Source organism: Fodinibius salinus, assembly GCF_008124865.1.
Classification (GTDB): domain Bacteria; phylum Bacteroidota; class Rhodothermia; order Balneolales; family Balneolaceae; genus Fodinibius; species Fodinibius salinus.
Genome location: NZ_VNHY01000004.1, coordinates 11,400 through 30,335 on the forward strand (window position 1 = coordinate 11,400; position 18,936 = coordinate 30,335).

Here is an 18,936-nt window from a genome sequence, read left to right on the forward strand (position 1 = left end):
TTTTTGATTTCAGTGTAACATCTTCACAAAAAACACGTAACCCTAACTGCTTGCTATTATTACCATCAAAATTATGCTATTGAAAAATACAAAAAATGGGCACAAATAGCATTCTGGGACATTATGGATATCGTACTTTTATTATCCGTATCCTATTTCAAATAAATCCAGCCAATGAAAATAGTTTTACAACTAGATTTTTTTACAAATACGATCGAAATGCATAGTATTACTTTTTCAGAAAAATAGCTTAACCTATAACTACCTATCTAATAAAATCACAATAAGATGCTACGACGTGCAATAACCTTACTCACGGTTGTGCTGCTTAGTCTTGGTTATTTATACCAACCTTCGACAGCACAATCAATAGAAAAATTTGAAGATAAAGTAACCGAATTTACCCTTGATAACGGCCTCACCTTTATTGTTATCGAGCGACCGGTTGCTCCTGTTGTCAGTTTTGCCACTTATGTTAATGTTGGCGGAGCTAATGAACCGGTTGGTCATACCGGCATGGCTCATATTTTTGAGCACATGGCCTTTAAAGGTACTCATACTGTTGGAACAAGTAACTGGCAAAAAGAAGAAGACGTGTTGGAAGAAATGGATAACACCTATCAGAAGTGGCTGGCTGAAAAATACGAGCCGCAACCTGATTCTGCCCGCATGGATAATCTCTGGAGCAAGTTTAAGAAGTTGCAGGAAGAGGCTGGACAGTATGTTGTAAATAATGAATTTTCTCAGATTATTGACCGCAATGGCGGTACAGGGATGAACGCTTCAACAAGCCAAGACCGGACCAATTACTTTTATAACCTGCCCGAAAACCGAATGGAGCTTTGGTTTAGCCTAGAATCAGATCGATTCAAAAATCCGGTATTTCGTGAGTTTTACAAAGAAAAAGAAGTAGTCCGCGAAGAACGACGCATGCGTACCGAATCGCAGCCCATTGGCCGACTGATTGAAGAATTTGCCGCCGTAGCATACACCGCTCATCCTTATGGACGTCCAACAATAGGATGGAATTCCGACATTACGGCCACTACTAGGGAGGATGCACGCAAATTCTATAATACCTATTATGTACCCAGTAACATTACCTTTGCAATTGCCGGTGATGTTAAAGCTGAACGTGCGAAAGAACTTGCCAAAAAATACTTTGGTGATATGGAATCAGCTTCTAACCCTCCTCCCGTTTATACCAAGGAACCCGAACAGCGTGGTGAGCGTAGATTTACCATCAAGGGTGAATCACAGCCATTTTTTATAATGGGATACCATACAGTATCACAAGAGCATCCTGATTTCCAAGCACTGCAATTACTTGGGAGTATCTTATCTGGCGGGCGTACGTCAAAGCTATACAAACGTATGGTCGATGAAGAAAAAACGGCATTACAGGTAAGTGCTTTTAATGGCTACCCGGGTACAAAATACAAAACCCTTTTTGCTACTCTTGCCATCCCTAATCAAAATGTTGGCGTTGATACGATGGAAACAACCATCCTCGAAGAGATTGAGAAAGTAAAACAGGGTGAAATTTCACAACAGGCTCTAGATCGTGCACGAACCAATGCACGCGCAAGTTTACTTCGCAGCCTAGATTCCAACTCCGGTCTGGCATCTTCGCTTGCATCCGCTGAAGCACTGCGCGGGGACTGGAAAAAAGTATTTACTGACCTCGAAAAGCTGCAACAAGTTACGGTAGATGATATCCAGCGTGTAGCTAAGAAATACTTGACCAAAGATAATCGCACTGTTGGAGCTATAGTACCAAAATCTGACGACGAGGAGGTTGCAGATGCTAGCCAATAACTTATTATCTCAAAAATTTTTTAATACCAAGAATTCAACCATTATGAAGAAACTAAGCATATTATGTCTGTTAGCTGCCTTTGTGGCTTCTTGCACAGGTTCTCAACAAACAGCTGAGACCAACAAGCAAGAACAGCAGCCGATGCAAGAGAAAAGCGCTCATGAGAAGCTTGAGTTTCCTGAGCTTGACGACTTCCAAAAGCCAGAAGTCAAAACATTTACTACTGAAAATGGCATCAAATTCTTTTTGGTGGAAGACGATGAACTGCCACTCATTAACCTAAGTGCTAATATTCGTACAGGTGGTGTACAAGTACCAAATAAAAAAGCAGGATTGGCCTCCATTACAGGTACTGTTATTCGTTCAGGAGGCACAAAAACGTATCCCGCAGATTCGCTTAATGCCATGCTCGAAAATAATGCCGCCAGTATTGAAACAGGGATTGGGTTTACCTCGGGCAGAGCCAGTATGGATGTCCTTAAAAAGGATTTTGATACGCTGCTTCCTGTTTTTGTGGATGTCTTAACTAATCCGGCTTTCCCAAAAGAAAAAATTAAGCTGGCTAAAACACAGACCAAATCCGGAATTTCGCGTCGGAACGACGACACACAACAAATTGGATTCCGCGAATTTGATCGTCTTATTTATGGCAAAAATTCCGTCTATGGACGTAATACGGAGTATGCTACCATCAACAACATCAGTCGAAAAGATCTCGTAAACTTCCATGATAATAATTTCGTAGCTGAAAATATGATGATTGGCGTAGTCGGTGATTTTAACGCCACTGAAATGAAACAAAAGCTTCGTAAAGCATTTGGAGATATTCCTGAGGGTAATCAAAATAATTTAGATTTTCCTGAAGTTAATTACGAATGGGAAAGCACGATTAATTTCATTAACAAATCAGATGTTAACCAAAGCTTTGTACTGATAGGACATTTAGGTGGCATGCGCGACAATCCGGATTATGCCAAAATACAAGTTATGAATCGAGTACTTAGCGGAGGCTTCTCAGGTCGGCTAATGCAGGTTGTCCGCACCGAAATGGGGCTAGCTTATTCTGTGTTTGGCCAATATGGTATGAACAGTTTTTATCCCGGAAACTTCTATGCTGGCGTTATGACTAAAAGTTCTACAACTGCCAAAGCCATAGATGCTATCATTAAACAAATTGAACGACTGCAAAACGAACCCATAACAAAGAAAGAATTACGAGATACAAAGGATCAGATTCTAAATTCCTCGGTTTTTGAATATGACAGCTATGAAGAAGTACTCAGCCAACAGATGTCATACGACTATCGCGGACTGCCCAGTGACGCTTTCGAGCAATATATAGAAGGAGTCAAGAAAACGACAATTGAAGATGTGCAAAATGTTGCTCAGGAATACCTGAATCCAGAAAACCTGCAAATTCTGGTCGTAGGCAATAAGGATGAAATCGGCGATCAGCTTCAAAAATATGGTGATGTCAACACCATCGACATCAGCATTCCAGAACCTGGTAGTGGCGACCAAAAGATGGTAAAAGGTGATGCTGCCAAAGGGAAGCAGTTGCTCAACAAAATGGCCGATGCCGTTATTAGTCCCAGCACTGACCTAAATACACTTACAGTTTCAGGTGAGGCAACCATGCAGGGACGTAAAATGCCTATGACTATGACAGTAGATTACCCCGATGCCATTCAACAAACGATTGAAGGACCTACGGGAGAAGTCAAGTTGAATTATAAAGGAGGTTCTGGAACCATGGTCGCCGGTGGACAAGAACGTCCCCTCCCCCCGGCAATGGCCAAAGGACTGAAAAGTACCCTTAACAAAAGCTTTGTGTCTATAGCACTAAATGCCAATGAGGTTAATCCTCAATTTTTGGGTACCGAAAAAGTTGAAGGCACGACCTATAACAAACTTAACGTCACAGTAGATGGCTCTAATGTTACACTTCTGCTTGACCGGGAAACAAATTATCCTGACATCATTCGCTACAAACAGTTCAATCCCCAAGCAGGTAGCCAGATAACGATTGAAAATCGTAATTCCAATTGGAAGGTTGTTGACGGCGTTGCATACCCCTACTCACAAGTTACAATGCAAAATGGTAACAAAGCTTCTTCAGTGACCTACAAAAGTCATGAAGTAAACAAATAACTATATTTTAACTTTTATTTTTTAAAAGGCCGGAGCAATCCGGCCTTTTTTATTTTTAACAATAATACTTCCTCAAGCACCGATCTTTGAAGAATACTTTTACTCCAACACATAAATCATATTTTCTTCTCCTTATTTAATCCCCTACTATTTGAGCATAATATTAATTCCAATAGACACTCATTGTCATGTCACTTTTTGACTGGGAAGATAATCATCCCCAACCTGATGAATACGGAACATTTTATCGCGGATATATTGAGCAGGTTACGAGCTCCAATGTACTACAAATGCTTATCCAACAGGGACAAGAAACCTACACCCTTATCCAACAATTAACACCTAAACAAGCATCTTATCGTTATGCAGACGATAAATGGAGCGTCAAAGAAGTCATCGGGCACCTGATAGATACCGAACGCATCATGGCCTATCGAGCACTCTGTATCAGTCGCGGGGAAACCAAATCGTTACCAGGCTATGATCAGGACCAATATGTTGCCCAAGCAAACTTTGAAGAACGCAGCCTGCAAAACTTATCCAGCGAATATGATACACAGCGTAATGCCAACATCAGTTTGTTTAACAATTTAAGTGAACAACAAATTATGCGAAAAGGCACAGCCAATGATGAAACAGTATCCGTTCGGGCCTTGGTATATATTATTGCCGGACATGAACGGCATCATCTCAACATCCTGGAAGAAAAATATAACATTGATCAGTCAACAAATCGCTCTAAATAAAGACTGACTGTTTGCCATATTTTTTTCTTCAATATTATGAGCATCTAAAATATGTTGCACAATGCTTTTCGGGTTAGCAATTTCATCAATAGCTACAGCATCTCGGTTTTGCAACCAATACCATATTTCTTCTTGCTTATTTTCAAGGGAATTTATGATTGTAACCCCCAGCTGTTGCAGCGCAGCGGCATTGCATGCTTGTTCATATTGATTTCGGATAGGGACTGCCAATAACTTTTTACCCAGAAACATTGCTTCAGCACAAGTTTCAAATCCTGCATTACAAATAACGCCACGACAAGAGGCAAAACTATCTAAAAATCGTTGGTTACTTATCGGGTAGATCCAACAGTTTCCAGATTGATATTCACTTTTGCAAGAAGGCGAAAAAATATGCCAATCTACATGTGTAAACGGTGCGAATATTTTTTGTAGTACTTGGTGATGATAAGCAGGCAAATACACGGTAATATGATTGCCTTGCTTAACATCCAACTCTCGAATAGCCTTACGTATAATAGGCGGTGATACAAAATCATCATACGACTTAAAATGAACTCCCACCGGCCGATCGACAGGCGCAAAATGTCTGAGCAGAGTCTCTGATATCAGCGACCTTCTTTCAGGTCGTGGTGTATTGGGTGATAAAAAAGCTGCCTGATGACTCAATCCTACCACAGGTACATTTTGCAACTTTGCTGACCATGCAGAAACCGGTTCATAATCACTGACCACCAAATCATAATCCTGTAATGGGATAGACTGTATGTCACTCATGAACTGAATGGGCCGAAAATCACGAAGGGTATTCAACACCGACACGCCGCCGGCACTGTCATACGTCAGACTAATGCCATACTTCTGATATGTTATTTCATCCAGACTCAATTGGTTCGCATGACCACTGATTATTACATCCACTGAGGCATATTGACGTAATAGAGGAAGCAATTCACGCGCACGGCTGATGTGCCCGTGCCCAGTGCCCTGTACACCATATAAAATATTCATCGTATCACTGTTACTTCTTTGATTTCTTGACGAACGGGAACAACTACTGATGCATCTTTATCAATAAATTCGTCTTCGGCATATTTATACATGTTCCACTCTCCGCCGTCATATTCCAAAGCTGTTAGATTTTCAATCCAATCGCCGGAATTCATATAGATGACCGATCCATTCTCATTTTGATATCCCCGAATTTTAGGCTGATGAATATGCCCACAAATAACATAATCGTACTCATTTTGGATGGCTAAATCCATGGCTGCCACTTCAAAATCCTCAATGAAACGAACAGCTTTTTTTACACTGTCTTTAATCCGCTTGGAGAGTGATATTTTACTGCGTCCCGCCTTTCGCAAAATCCAGTTAACCAATCGATTTAGCAGGATGAGCATATCGTAGCCCTTCCCTCCGATCTTTGCCACCCACTTGGTCTGTTTCATGGTTATATCAAAAATATCCCCGTGAAAAATCCAACACTTTTCGCCATTGAGGTCCAGCACCAACTTGTCTTTGACAAAAAGCGGTCCCAGCTGTAGGCTCGAAATTTTGCGTATTACTTCATCATGGTTCCCCGTCAAATAATAAATATCCGTCCCGTTGCTCATCATGCTAAGAAAACACTTTACTACCTGCATGTGAGAGTCGGGCCAGTAATATTTTTTGAAGTTCCACATATCAAAAATATCACCATTAAGGATTAGCAACTCCGGTTCTATGGAATTCAAATACTGAGTTAATTCTACGGCATGGCAACCCACCGTCCCCAAATGCAAATCAGAAAGAACAACAATATCAACTGCTCGCTTATTATCCATATATGTTTCTTTGTTTATGAGAAAACAACAAAACTGGTGTTAAGGAGCAATAGCCTCACTGTTAATTTTCAGTCATTTCTATATTAAGAGAGTTTGACCTAAAAAGGGTATGCGAATTATATCAAGCTGATATTCTTTTCTTACATTGTAACTTTTAATTGAATTCCGGTATACCAAATCCAACTTATTATGGCTGACGAATCCAACAAGAAAAAGATTGTGCACGCTCATCTGCCCGAAGATGAACAGTTTACGACAACGTTAACAGCTGGAAACCATGAATTGCTTGCTGATGAACCAACCAGTGTTGACGGTGGAAAAGACAAAGGCCCTGATCCCTATGACTACCTCTTGATGTCGCTCGGTACTTGTACGGTTATGACCGTAAAAATGTATGCTAATCGAAAAGGTTGGGAGCTCGGCAATACATATATGGAACTGCGTCACAATAAACAGCACGACGTGGACTGTGAAAACTGTGACGATCCCAAGAGCAAAATTGACGTCATCGAAAAGGAATTGATTATCGAAGGCAATCTCAGCGACGAACAGCTAGACAAACTACTGGATATCTCTAAGAAATGTCCCGTTCATCGAACTTTGCTAGGGGATATAAAAATCGAGAGCAGCATTACTCAGCAGTAACCAATCCGAACAATATAAAGTAATAGTTGTGAAGCTCACTCGATGTGAGCTTCACACATCTAACCCATCGATTTATCAGTGGGCATTTGCCATTACTCACAGCTCTTCATAATTGCTCAACCCTTGCATATCGATCATAATTTTACCCTCTTCATTAACATCAAAGATGCTTTCAAACTCAGCATTCCACGTGATTTCATCATATTTGTAGGATGAACGAGTATGAACCGTCTGCGAAAATGTCTCATCAAAACCAGAAAGCAGAATCAATATCTCGGCGTCGTTCTGTTTAAAGCTCTCTTTGGATCTCTCCCAAAGTGGACTTTTTTCATCGATGGGATGCACGATGGTCCAATTGAGCGGGAAAAATGTAATTTTCTTCCGTTCGAGGGCTAGCGGATAAAATTGCCTATCACCATCCTCAATACACGTAAAAATAACCTCAGCTGAGAGCTCCACAAGCTGGCTGGCACGTGCATTCGCAATCCGAAACATCAGTGCCGTTCCCTCTTCATAAGGTGCAACAAGTGCCTGCTCGCTAAAAGCGATTTTCGCATGTGGACGTGAAAACCGTGCAAACATAAATCCCGTTACCAGTGCAAAGCCCAACAACCCGATAAACGATTCAAAGGTAAATAAAACGTTAGCTGCCACCCCTACGGGCGTCACTTGCCCAAAACCCACTGTGGTAAAAGCCTGTACACTAAAGAAAAAAGCATTCAAGAACAGTGAATCGATGCCCGTAATATTAGTTCCAGCCAACGCTTGCGGAGCCAATGCCACATATCCCAGTGCAAAGATGGCGTTTACCACTAAGTAGGACCCTAACGCAATCAGGTAAAACTTGAGCCACGAGACCTGAATCAAAAAGTGGTACAACGTCATCGACTCCCAAAACGGCAGTCCATCACGTTCAACATTAAAGCTGCCATCTTTGTTAAGCAACCGATAACGACTTTCACTGCTTACGCGTGAGCCAAAACCAAGATCTTTCAGCTCATCTTTTAAGTTTTGACGATAGCGTTTCCAGTCTAGCATGAGAACTACTTCCCATCAATTTTGATTCAGAAAATGCGCAAATTATGTAATAAAATATAACGGCGCCTCTCAGCTATAAGATGCAAATTAATCTACAGCGGCCGGCTCTTGCCCCTCGGCATAAGCGTCTACAGGCACACAGTTACACATCAGATTACGGTCGCCATAGGCATCATCCACACGACCGACTGCCGGCCAAAACTTATTAAATCGGAGGTAGTCCAACGGAAAGATAGCCTGTTCTCTGCTGTAGGGACGGTCCCAATCCTCATCCATAACTACCCGCATGGTATGAGGTGAATTCTTAAGTACATTATTTTCAGGCTCGGCTTCCCCTTCCTCGACTTCACGGATTTCTTCGCGGATTGAAATCATTGCCTCACAAAAACGGTCAAGCTCCTCCTTCGTCTCACTTTCCGTGGGTTCTACCATCAATGTACCCGGCACAGGAAACGACATCGTGGGCGCATGGAATCCGTAATCCATCAGGCGTTTGGCCACATCAATAGAACCAATACCAGCCGATTCTTTGAACGGACGTAAATCCACAATAAACTCATGCGCCGTACGGCCATTCTTGCCGGTGTATAGGATGGGATAATAATCTTTGAGCTTCTCTTTCAAGTAGTTCGCATTCAAAATCGCGTATTGTGTTGCCTGCGTCAATCCTTCGGCGCCCATCATCTTAATATATGCATATGAAATCGACAAGATGCTGGCACTACCCCACGGCGCAGCCGAAATACCCGGAATAGCATGTTCACCACCGGTTTCGATTACAGCGTTAGTCGGTAAAAACGGACCCAGCTCTTCGGTAGCAGCAATGGGACCCATACCCGGACCGCCACCGCCATGAGGAATACAAAATGTTTTATGCAGATTCAGGTGACAAACATCAGCACCGACTTCAGCGGGACTCGTCAATCCTACCTGTGCATTCATATTCGCGCCATCCATATATACCAATCCACCGTGATCATGAATAACTTGGCAAATCTCTTTAATGTCTTCCTCGAATACACCGTGCGTAGAAGGATAAGTTACCATCAATGCCGCAAGGTTATCTTTATGCTCCTCCGCCTTTTCACGCAGGTCATCGAGATCAATATTTCCGTGCTCGTCACACTTGGTAACCACCACATCCATGCCGGCCATCACTGCACTGGCAGGATTAGTGCCGTGCGCAGAATCAGGCACAATAGTCACATTGCGATGAGCTTCACCATGATGCTTGTGATAGGCGCTGATAGTCATTAAACCCGAAAATTCGCCCTGAGCACCGGAGTTTGGCTGCAGCGATACAGAGGGAAATCCCGTAATTTCTTTTAGTTGATTTTCCAGCTTTTCAAACAGCTGATGATACCCTTTGGCTTGATCCTCAGGCGCAAATGGGTGAATATTACCAAACTCGGACCACGTCAACGGAATCATCTCAGCCGTAGCATTTAACTTCATTGTACATGAACCGAGAGAGATCATCGAATGTACCAGTGATAAATCCTTATTCTCCAATTTCTTCAAATAGCGAAGCATCTCGTGTTCGGAGTGGTACAAGTTAAATACCGGATGGTCAAGATAGCTGGATGTCCGTGTTAGTGCTTCCGGATAGTCAACCTCTACAGACTCTGAAAGTGATGGAACATTAACGGTATTTTCTACATCTTTTACAGATGCAAAAAGGGTCAAGAGTTCCTGAACGTGATCCAGTTCCTTTACCTCATCAAACGAAATACCCACCGCCGGCTCATCGAAATAGCGCAAATTAAACTCGTGCTCAAGTGCTAAGCTTTGTAGGGCTTCTTTTTGATCCTGATCAGTCAGCGACACTTTTAATGTATCAAAATAACAATCGGTCTCAACCTCAAAACCAAGTTTGTGTAATCCCTGATCCATAATTTTTGCCAGTCCGTGAATACGCTCAGCAATTCGGCGCAATCCATCGGGGCCATGATATACTCCATAAAATCCGGCAATAACAGCCAACAGCACCTGAGCGGTACAAATATTAGAGGTTGCGCGTTCGCGGCGAATGTGCTGCTCCCGCGTCTGCAACGCCATCCGATAAACGGGATTTTCTTCGGTATCCTGCGACACCCCAATAATGCGGCCCGGTATTTTACGTTTATATTTGTCGCGCGTAGCAAAAAAACCGGCATGCGGTCCGCCATAGCCCATGGGTACGCCAAAACGCTGGGTCGATCCTACCACCACATCAGCCCCCATTTCACCAGGTGGAGTTAGCAAGGTTAGGCTCAGCAGATCAGCTGCCACAACCACATTTACATTTTGGTCATGAGCTGCTTCAATCAGGCTCGAGTAATCTTCAACTGATCCGTCAGTGGCCGGATACTGTAACAGCATACCAAAAAGGTTTTCGTCCGTTACATCCAGCTCGTTATGATCACCAACAATTACCTCTATATCCAGCGGTTCGGCCCTTCCCTGTACCACATCAATGGTTTGGGGATGACATAACTCAGAAACAAAAAACGTGTCGGCTTTTTTACGCTTGGCGCCGCGCCGCGTAGAATAGAGCATCGACATACCTTCAGCAGCGGCCGTCCCCTCATCTAAAAGTGAAGCATTAGCCAGCTCGCGTCCCGTAAGATCCGAAACCATCGTCTGAAAGTTAATAAGTGCTTCGAGCCGTCCCTGTGCAATCTCAGCCTGATAGGGAGTGTACGCCGTGTACCACCCGGGATTTTCAAGCACATTCCGTAAAATTACGTTGGGCATTAACGTATCGTAATAGCCCATACCGATAAACGATTCATAAACTTCATTCTGATCCGCAACTTCACGAAACTCTTCTAAAAACCGATATTCACTCATCGGCTTGTCGAGACCAAATTCTTTGGTCAAACGAATGCCCTCCGGAATGGTCTCATCCATCAGCTTTTTGAGAGACGAAGCGTCAATGTCAGAAAGCATTTCGGTAGTTTGATTCTCATCCGGACCGATATGACGATGTAAAAAACGTTCTTTATCAAAGTTGATGCTCATGTAACTTAAGCCTTTATGTAGATTGTAAAATAGTGACCCAAAACAAATTTGGGGATAAAAAAATTTTATAGAGGCTGTTTCTATATCCTGAAATTAAATGGCAGAAATTACAAAAAAAGTTGCATAGTTAACACATATAACCTCCAATTAGCTGCACCGCACTCCAGTTTAGTAAACCTTTTATATAACCCCATTAAAACTCTTCCCCTAAACTAAACATCCTGTAACATCTTTTGGATTTTGAATAAACGGCCCCACTTCCTCTTTATATTTACTGTAGCAGAAAAATAGTGCGCCACAACCAATACCCTCCCCTTAAAACTACTTTGGCATTCGAGCAGAGTAATGCATAAGCCCCGGATATAGAACGTTTATTTTAGCCTTAGCTAATTTATAGTTTTTATTTACTTTATAAATTTATTTTCTTGTGTCTTAATAAATTAGAAATAAGAACTTAACTATGGAATCTTGGTTTTTAAATGATTGGTTTATTTCGCTCAGTCCCATTTACCAAAGTTTGTTCGGCGGACTTTTTACCTGGGGATTAACCGCACTGGGCGCAGCTATTGTCTTTTTTACACGCAATGTAAACCAAAAGGTGCTGGATGCCATGCTCGGCTTTGCCGCCGGGGTAATGATTGCTGCTAGTTTTTGGTCGCTGCTTGCCCCCGCTATAGATATGGCCACTGCACAGGGGATAACCGCTTGGTTACCGGCTGTTACAGGATTTCTGATGGGCGGCCTTTTTATTCGAATTTGTGATGCATATCTACCTCATTTACACCTCGGATTTCCTATGGAAGAAGCAGAAGGAATACCAACCTCTTGGAGACGCGCCACTCTTTTAGTCTTGGCTATTACCCTGCACAACATTCCCGAAGGATTAGCTATTGGCGTTCTCTTCGGAGCGGCAGCTTCGGGTATTGAAGCGGCTGGTGGAGCTACCGTAGCAAGTGCCGTTGTACTGGCTATTGGTATTGGCATTCAAAATTTCCCCGAAGGTACAGCCGTCTCGGTCCCCCTTCGGCGCGAAGGAGTTTCAGTAGGTAAAAGTTTTTGGTATGGACAACTCTCAGGCGTAGTAGAACCAATATCTGCAGTCTTTGGGGCAGCAGCAGTATTGCTCGTACAACCCATTCTACCCTATGCCCTGGCTTTTGCAGCAGGGGCTATGATTTATGTAGTCGTTGAAGAACTTATTCCCGAATCCCAGTTAAAAGGAAATACTGATATTGCTACACTGGGAACAATGCTTGGGTTTGCTATTATGATGCTTTTGGATGTAGCATTAGGATAAGTTCAAATTTGCTTTATTCCCCTGCTTGATATTTCTTGTGTCATGGTTATGAGCACCAAGAAATAACATGTACATATGAGCAGTTCTATTTCGGAAAAAAAGATACTCGTCGTCGAAGATGATATGATTATCGCACTGGCCCTAGCCCAATCCGTTAAACAATTGGGGCATGCGGTGGTTGATAAGGTAACTTCCGGTGAAGGTGCTATCAATGCAGCTTTAGAGCACAAGCCGGATCTTATTCTGATGGATATCAAACTTGAAAAAAGTATTGATGGTATTACGGCCATAAAAGAAATTAGAAAAGAGATGGAGGTAGATGTCATTTTTATCACCGGCAATTCCGACCGTCACAATTTAACACGGGCTGAGGACACAAATTTCATAGACTACCTCGTGAAACCCGTACAAAAAAATCATCTGCGACAATCCTTTTTAAAAGCGTTCTCAGAAACTGATTAAAATAATTTTTTTACCGCCCATAATTTGATTTATTGAATAGCGAACAGCAATCCAGCAATTTTTAAAGGGCATTTGGTATGGCTGCAACAAGGATTTCTTTTAAAGGGAAAGACAAGAAAAATTTTTCTCGTGAATTAAAAGAAAGAGTTGACAAGTACTTCGAAGAAAACAACCTATCTAAACATGCTAATACCCAGATGGTTGCCAAAACCATCATACTACTGACTCTCTATTTTGGCAGTTACACCCTTATTATGATGGAGAGTTTAAGTGTAGGAGGTATGGCTCTACTCTGCTTTTTGATGGGAATTGGCATGGCCGGTATTGGCTTTTCGGTATCTCATGATGCCTTACACGGTGCCTACTCCTCGAACAAATACGTCAATCAGTTTCTGGGATATACCTTTGACCTTATGGGAGCCAACAGTTATATCTGGAAAATAACCCACAACATCATCCACCATACCTATACCAACATCTATGAACATGATGAAGACCTGGAAGTCGCTGAATTTATTCGTCTTTCGCCCAATGCCGAACACAAAACTATTCACAGATTACAACATATATTGGCTTTTTTTGCTTACGGGTTTGCTACTCTCTTCTGGGCTTTCATTAAAGATTATAAATATTTCTTCCAGTCCAGCCTAGGACCTTACGAAGATAAAACTCATCCTGCCAAAGAATGGATTACCCTTGGCATTACCAAAATACTATACTACGGATATATGCTGGTTTTACCTTATATCCTACTCCCTATCACCTGGTGGCAATTAGCTATCGGCTTTTTGATTGTACATTTTACCGCCGGTATTATTTTGGGGGTCATCTTTCAGCTGGCACATGTTGTGGAAGAAACCGAACATCCCACCGAAAATGAGGAGGGTAACATCGAAAATGCCTGGATGATACACCAGATCGAAACAACCTCTGATTTTGCTCATGACAACGATTTGCTCTGCTGGTACATTGGTGGACTAAACTATCAAATTGAGCACCATCTGTTTCCTCAAATTTGCAGTGTCCACTATCCCGAAATAAGTGATATTGTACGAGATATGACCCAAAAATATGGGCTCCCGTATAATTATCACGAAACATTGGGTATCGCTATAAAATCACACTACAATACCTTAAAAGAGTTTGGCAAGCCTGCTAACGCTTAATCATTGCCGAAAGTTGCATTCTTGCCCTGCCATTACTATTTATTAACATTCCACAAACCAAAAATGGGAGGGTATTATGGAAATACACTTTCTAATGGCAGCAATCTCGGGCTTGGTGGGAGCAATTATTCTAACCCTGCTGATCTATTTACTGCCAATCTTTGATTATGACTTGGATATCCCCTACCTGATTGGATCTCGTTTTGTTGACATCCAAAATACAAAACTGGTTTATACAGTCGGAATCATTGCACACCTTCTTGTCGGGGCCGGATGGGGAATCCTGTATGTCATTTTATTAACAGCCATGGTGGTTACTCCCAATTGGCCCGCCGGTATTTTATGGGGTTTCGCACACGGTATTTTTGTGGGAGCCATGATGGGAATATTGGCAGACACACATCCAAATATAGGTAAAGGAAAGGCCATTGCTCATCCCGGCATCATGGGACGGCGATGGGGCGCTGCAATGCCGTATTTTATTTTAGGATTTCATATCATTTTCGGTGTTTGTGCTATGACTCTCTACCATTATCTGGTTCTGGGATAAATGGATAAGGTTCTACCTATTCTTCTAATCTATCCTTATGCACCTTTTGTATAGGAGTGCCATTCCATGCCGTCCATTCCTTAATATCGATTGCCTCCTCTTCGGTGAGTTCGCGCACCTTAAAGGAGCGCCCCTGATTACCGCTTGCCACATGTATGATAATATCTGCTAAATCCAGCCGAGACTGAAAGGGGTTTTGTTTAACCTGTGCAGATTGGATTCGGTATTTTTGAATTATAGCTGTTGTCTTGCTCAATAAACGGGCTGTCATCACCAGTGTGGAATCATCCGAACGCACCTCAGCATCCCGGTACTGCTGATATCCCAGCAATAACATTGGAATAAGAATAAACCATGAAAATACGCCATACGGAACCGCCCACCATATAAGTGCAATAAGAGGCAGTGATATCCAAACCATCTGTAGTAAATAACGCCGTAATCCCAGTCTGTTAATCTGCAGCCGGTGATTGGTTTCAACGTCATATTCGGGAATTACTTTTTCGATAAAGCTATTTAGCCTGTCTTTGCGAATCAGCGGAAACAGCGTATTCGAGTTCCCCTCATTTTCACCGTATCCCGCACTTTCAATAACAAGCGAAGCATAACCCAGCGGTTGGCGCAGCAGTCCCTCTTTGATTTGAACAGCTTGGATACGGTTAAAGGGGATAGTCAGTTGTTTGCGTTCAAATAATCCTTTGGTGATAAGAAGATCATCTTCCCGCACTTCTACAGAAAAATCATAATACTTAATCAACGTACTTAAGAAAGCAAATAGCCATGCTATTATAATTGCAACCAAAATACCGGAAACGATAAGCGAAGCAGAGGTAGAATGCGGCATATGCGTCTGTATAAACTGTATCATCCGCTCTTCCGAAACCACTTGGTCAAGTTGCGAAAAGGCACCCCCAACAATCGATAGTGCTACTCCCATCCGACCAGAGGTTGAAGCAGCAGTAAGCAAATCTTTGGTATCAAGAGTATATAGCTCTGACAGTGATTCCTGCTTGGATTCTGATTTAACCTCATCTCCATTTGAACGAAGTAGGTTTTTTAGTCGCTCAGCTTCTTCGCGACTCAGAGCATCGATCTTGGCTTGTTTAGAACCACTGCCAGCTGTCTTCACTTCTACAGCTACCAAACCAAATATGCGCTGTATTAGTCCCGCAGAAATATCAATTACCTGAATACGGTCGGCCGTTAAGTATATTTTTTTATGGACGAACACTCCCTGTTCTATTTTTAGCTCACCTTCATCTGCGCTAAAGGTAAAACGAAGCCAGGATATAATACCCCAAATCAACAGTATGATAAAAGCACCGAAAATCCAGTAAAGGGTAAAACTCCCTTCATTCCCGAGATTTCCTACAAAAAGCAAAATAAGGATAGTGAAGAAGTTAGCCCTGATAATCTCAAAGGAACGGGCTAGTGCTGCTACGGGATGTTGACGCTGCGTGTTAAACATCTTCTTTGGCAAGCCGGGCAAACCTGGAAATTTGATTACGCACTTGTTCAGCTGTTTCTTCGTCAAGTGCAGGAATACGATGTGTGGTGGCAGCAGTGGATATGGTTACATCTGCTAAACCATAATTTCTTAATATAGGTCCCTGTCGTGTATCAACGTGCTGCACGCGCTTAACCGGAACCAGCGTACGCGTGATAATAAAAATACCGTTCTGTAAATCGATTTCATGTTTGTCAACCTGGTAATACCAGTGCTGCCAGCGCACCTCCGGCAGATAGGTAATAAATAATCCTGCGATGACTACAATAAGAAAACCCAAAGTAGCAATCATCCAAATGGAAAAATTCCCCTCCCCCGGACTAACCACATTGTATATCCAAAATAAAAAGGGGATAAACCCTATAAGCAGGCAAAAAATGCATGTAGTGAGCCGCCATGCCTTAATTGCTGCCGACGATAACTTATTTTCTGGTTTAGAACGCATAAATTAATATCCTGCTGGTAGTTTAATCAAATGATGATGCTCCATCGACCTGTACCTGCTCTGCATTGGGAACGGTGTAAAGCAATCCGAAACCAATAACAAAAAGAGCGACAATTACAGTCATTCCTATTCGCTGGCTGCCCGACCAATAGGTAAGCCATCCCACAAGAAATGGTCCCATAAAAGCAGTAACCTTTCCAGAAAGAGCCATCAGTCCAAACATCTGATTTTCTAACCCCTCTGGAGAAACGCGAGCCATATACGTTCGGCTTGCAGCTTGTGCAGGGCCTACAAAAATACCCAACAACAGTCCAAAAACCCAAAACAGGTTCAAACTTGTAACAAGCAAAACGCCTGAGGTAGTCATAATAAGCCCCAGCAAAGAAATAAGCATTGTCGGTCGGCTGCCAATTTTGTCATCAAGCCAAGCGAAGATTGCTGCCCCTATTCCGGCAGTCAGATTCAATCCAATCCCAAAATAGAGTACTTCGGTAAAACTAAAATCAAATACTTCTTTGGCATAAATACCGCCATACGCAAATACTGTCGCTAAAGCATCAACAAAAACCATGCGGGCAATTAAAAAACGAACAATATGTTTATACTCACGTACATTTTTTATAGATGTTTTAAGTTGCTGCCAACCAGATTTTGCTGCTTCCAATAAACTTATATTCTGTCTCGGCCGATCAGAAGTTTTCACAAACATAGGAACAGAAAAAACAGCATACCATATTGCTACCAATATGAAAGTAGCCCTTATGTGTTCCGATGATGCTTTTGAAAGCCCCAATGGAGGCTCTTCCACATTTACAAATATAAATAGCGCTACAATCAGACAGGCCAAACCGCCGGCATAACCCAGCCCCCATGACCAACCCGACCAACGCCCTATTCGCTGCTTTGATGCAAGGTCGGGCAGCATAGCATTATAAAAGATGATGGCAAATTCAGCCCCTATTGTCCCAAAGAATACAAGCACCATGGCTAGTACAATATAATCCTGTGAAGGCTCTACAAACCAGAGAGCTGCTGTAGCCCCTATGGATACCAATGAAAACCATCCAATCCAGGGCTTTCTTCGGCCAAGTTGATCGGCAATAGCACCAACAAACGGAGCTGTCAAAGCAATGACCAACCCTGATGCAGCTACAATATTTCCCCAAAGCGTACTACCAAGCGTCTTATCCTGAACAACAGATTCAGAAAAGTACGCTGCAAAAACAAAAGTCAGGATAACCGCAAAAAAAGCACTGTTGGCCCAGTCGTATAGTGCCCAGGAAAACAGCGAAATAAAAGACTCAGATTTGTTATTTTTACTCTTACTCATCATAAAATTATATACAAAATTCATCGTTAGTATGAATGGAATATTTTGAAAATGCAATCTGTTATTTTGGTCCACCGGCAAAGCAAACTATACCCACGCTATGAGCACTGATAAACAAAATTTGATTTATATTTACGATACCGATCGTCAAAAAATCATTATGATTAACGGTGAAACCGGTGAACAAGTAGACACCAAAGATGACCGGGTTACGGCGCTGATCAAACATCTTAATAGCGATAATCGCTCTATCCTTTTGCGAAAATTTGCCGTTTGGTGTGTACAACAAATCAATGATGATCTAAAACCTATTCAGAAAAAAATTCTTGAACTGGCCGAAAAAGCAATTCAACAACAAGCTACTGAAAAAGAATTACGTGAGCTCTATGAAGAAACTGAAGGGACAGCTATTGCAACTGATACAGTAGGATTACGCCAGGGAGAAGAAAGTGCTCCAGCTTATCTTGCAGCTCGGGAATGTATTAATCCTGATGTATTGGAGGGTGCTATTCAAGCGGCACGTTTCCACCGTGTTTGGGCCGAAATAATGCACAAAAATGACAAAGAGCCCGTTCTTAAAGAAGTGAAAGCCAACGCAACTAAAGATATAGTGCACAAAGTAGAACAACAGCAAACCGACTATTTACTTGATTTAATGAACAAATAGTTTTTTGCTCTATTTAAGAGTAAGTTTTTACTTTTTAGAAACATTTTCAGTGAAATGATAATTAATTTCGCAGCCCCGCCTGTCCAAACCACTTACCTGGCAGAACCAACGCTCCCAAAAACCAAAACATATTACACTACTCTAAAATACGTGGTCGGAAGCCACTAATATCTTTCCTGTACGTTCGAAAAGTAATACCCTATTATACTAACGAACAACAAATCTACCGTTAGGAAGAATTACAAAAAAAGAAGATAATACCGAGAAAAATGAACGCTTAGAAC

Annotated in this window: 16 protein-coding genes; 9 read left to right on the forward strand and 7 right to left on the reverse strand. The window is 42.1% G+C overall.

Features of this window, described 5'->3' with window-relative positions; all coding sequences use genetic code 11:
• Positions 1–288: 288 nt before the first annotated feature.
• From LX73_RS10720 to LX73_RS10730, 3 genes are all read left to right on the forward strand, one after another.
• Positions 289–1,818: a M16 family metallopeptidase gene (locus LX73_RS10720; RefSeq protein WP_148899514.1), complete on the forward strand. Its 1,530-nt coding sequence runs from the start codon at positions 289–291 to the stop codon at positions 1,816–1,818.
• 43 nt (positions 1,819–1,861) lie between these two features.
• Positions 1,862–3,970, forward strand: a complete 2,109-nt coding sequence (locus LX73_RS10725; RefSeq protein ID WP_170245668.1) for a M16 family metallopeptidase — start codon at positions 1,862–1,864, stop codon at positions 3,968–3,970.
• A 188-nt stretch (positions 3,971–4,158) separates the two neighbouring features.
• A complete protein-coding gene (locus tag LX73_RS10730; RefSeq protein ID WP_148899516.1) occupies positions 4,159–4,716 on the forward strand; it encodes a DinB family protein in 558 nt (185 codons plus the stop codon).
• On the opposite strand, the gene LX73_RS10735 is transcribed toward LX73_RS10730, so the two are convergent.
• On the reverse strand, positions 4,696–5,727 hold the full coding sequence (locus LX73_RS10735; protein WP_148899517.1) for a glycosyltransferase family protein: 1,032 nt from the start codon (positions 5,725–5,727) through the stop codon (positions 4,696–4,698). The genes LX73_RS10730 and LX73_RS10735 overlap by 21 nt on opposite strands.
• Positions 5,724–6,542, reverse strand: coding sequence for a UDP-2,3-diacylglucosamine diphosphatase (locus LX73_RS10740; RefSeq protein ID WP_148899518.1), 819 nt, complete (start codon positions 6,540–6,542; stop codon positions 5,724–5,726). The genes LX73_RS10735 and LX73_RS10740 overlap by 4 nt, the downstream gene beginning before the upstream one ends.
• 189 nt (positions 6,543–6,731) lie before the next feature.
• On the opposite strand from LX73_RS10740, the gene LX73_RS10745 reads away from it, so the two are divergent.
• Positions 6,732–7,187: an OsmC family protein gene (locus LX73_RS10745; RefSeq protein WP_148899519.1), complete on the forward strand. Its 456-nt coding sequence runs from the start codon at positions 6,732–6,734 to the stop codon at positions 7,185–7,187.
• A 96-nt stretch (positions 7,188–7,283) separates the two neighbouring features.
• On the opposite strand, the gene LX73_RS10750 is transcribed toward LX73_RS10745, so the two are convergent.
• Together LX73_RS10750 and gcvP are read right to left on the reverse strand one after the other, a co-directional pair.
• Positions 7,284–8,225 carry an ion channel gene (locus LX73_RS10750; RefSeq protein ID WP_148899520.1) on the reverse strand — a complete coding sequence of 314 codons (942 nt, stop codon included), beginning with the start codon at positions 8,223–8,225 and terminating at the stop codon, positions 7,284–7,286.
• Between the two features lie 87 nt (positions 8,226–8,312).
• Positions 8,313–11,228, reverse strand: coding sequence for an aminomethyl-transferring glycine dehydrogenase (gene gcvP, locus LX73_RS10755; RefSeq protein ID WP_148899521.1), 2,916 nt, complete (start codon positions 11,226–11,228; stop codon positions 8,313–8,315).
• A 460-nt stretch (positions 11,229–11,688) separates the two neighbouring features.
• Between gcvP and LX73_RS10760 the strand changes: the two genes are divergently transcribed.
• From LX73_RS10760 to LX73_RS10775, 4 genes are all read left to right on the forward strand, one after another.
• Positions 11,689–12,525 (forward strand): ZIP family metal transporter, encoded by an 837-nt coding sequence (locus LX73_RS10760; protein ID WP_148899522.1) that lies wholly within the window; start codon positions 11,689–11,691, stop codon positions 12,523–12,525.
• Between the two features lie 75 nt (positions 12,526–12,600).
• A complete protein-coding gene (locus tag LX73_RS10765) occupies positions 12,601–12,987 on the forward strand; it encodes a response regulator (RefSeq protein ID WP_148899523.1) in 387 nt (128 codons plus the stop codon).
• Positions 12,988–13,064: 77 nt separating this feature from the next.
• Positions 13,065–14,153 carry a fatty acid desaturase family protein gene (locus LX73_RS10770; RefSeq protein WP_148899524.1) on the forward strand — a complete coding sequence of 363 codons (1,089 nt, stop codon included), beginning with the start codon at positions 13,065–13,067 and terminating at the stop codon, positions 14,151–14,153.
• Positions 14,154–14,229: 76 nt separating this feature from the next.
• Positions 14,230–14,703 (forward strand): hypothetical protein, encoded by a 474-nt coding sequence (locus tag LX73_RS10775; RefSeq protein WP_148899525.1) that lies wholly within the window; start codon positions 14,230–14,232, stop codon positions 14,701–14,703.
• 16 nt (positions 14,704–14,719) lie between these two features.
• Here the strand turns inward: LX73_RS10775 and LX73_RS10780 are convergent, their stop codons facing one another.
• From LX73_RS10780 to LX73_RS10790, 3 genes are read right to left on the reverse strand one after another with little or no spacing between them, the layout of a single operon-like run.
• Positions 14,720–16,171, reverse strand: coding sequence for a PH domain-containing protein (locus tag LX73_RS10780; protein WP_148899526.1), 1,452 nt, complete (start codon positions 16,169–16,171; stop codon positions 14,720–14,722).
• Positions 16,164–16,655: a PH domain-containing protein gene (locus tag LX73_RS10785; protein ID WP_148899527.1), complete on the reverse strand. Its 492-nt coding sequence runs from the start codon at positions 16,653–16,655 to the stop codon at positions 16,164–16,166. Before LX73_RS10785 ends, LX73_RS10780 begins: the two co-directional genes overlap by 8 nt.
• A gap of 22 nt (positions 16,656–16,677) precedes the next feature.
• Positions 16,678–17,988 (reverse strand): MFS transporter, encoded by a 1,311-nt coding sequence (locus LX73_RS10790; RefSeq protein ID WP_246138238.1) that lies wholly within the window; start codon positions 17,986–17,988, stop codon positions 16,678–16,680.
• 97 nt (positions 17,989–18,085) lie between these two features.
• On the opposite strand from LX73_RS10790, the gene LX73_RS10795 reads away from it, so the two are divergent.
• Entirely contained in the window at positions 18,086–18,652 is a 567-nt protein-coding gene (locus LX73_RS10795) for a hypothetical protein (protein WP_148899528.1), read from the forward strand.
• Positions 18,653–18,936 lie beyond the last annotated feature (284 nt).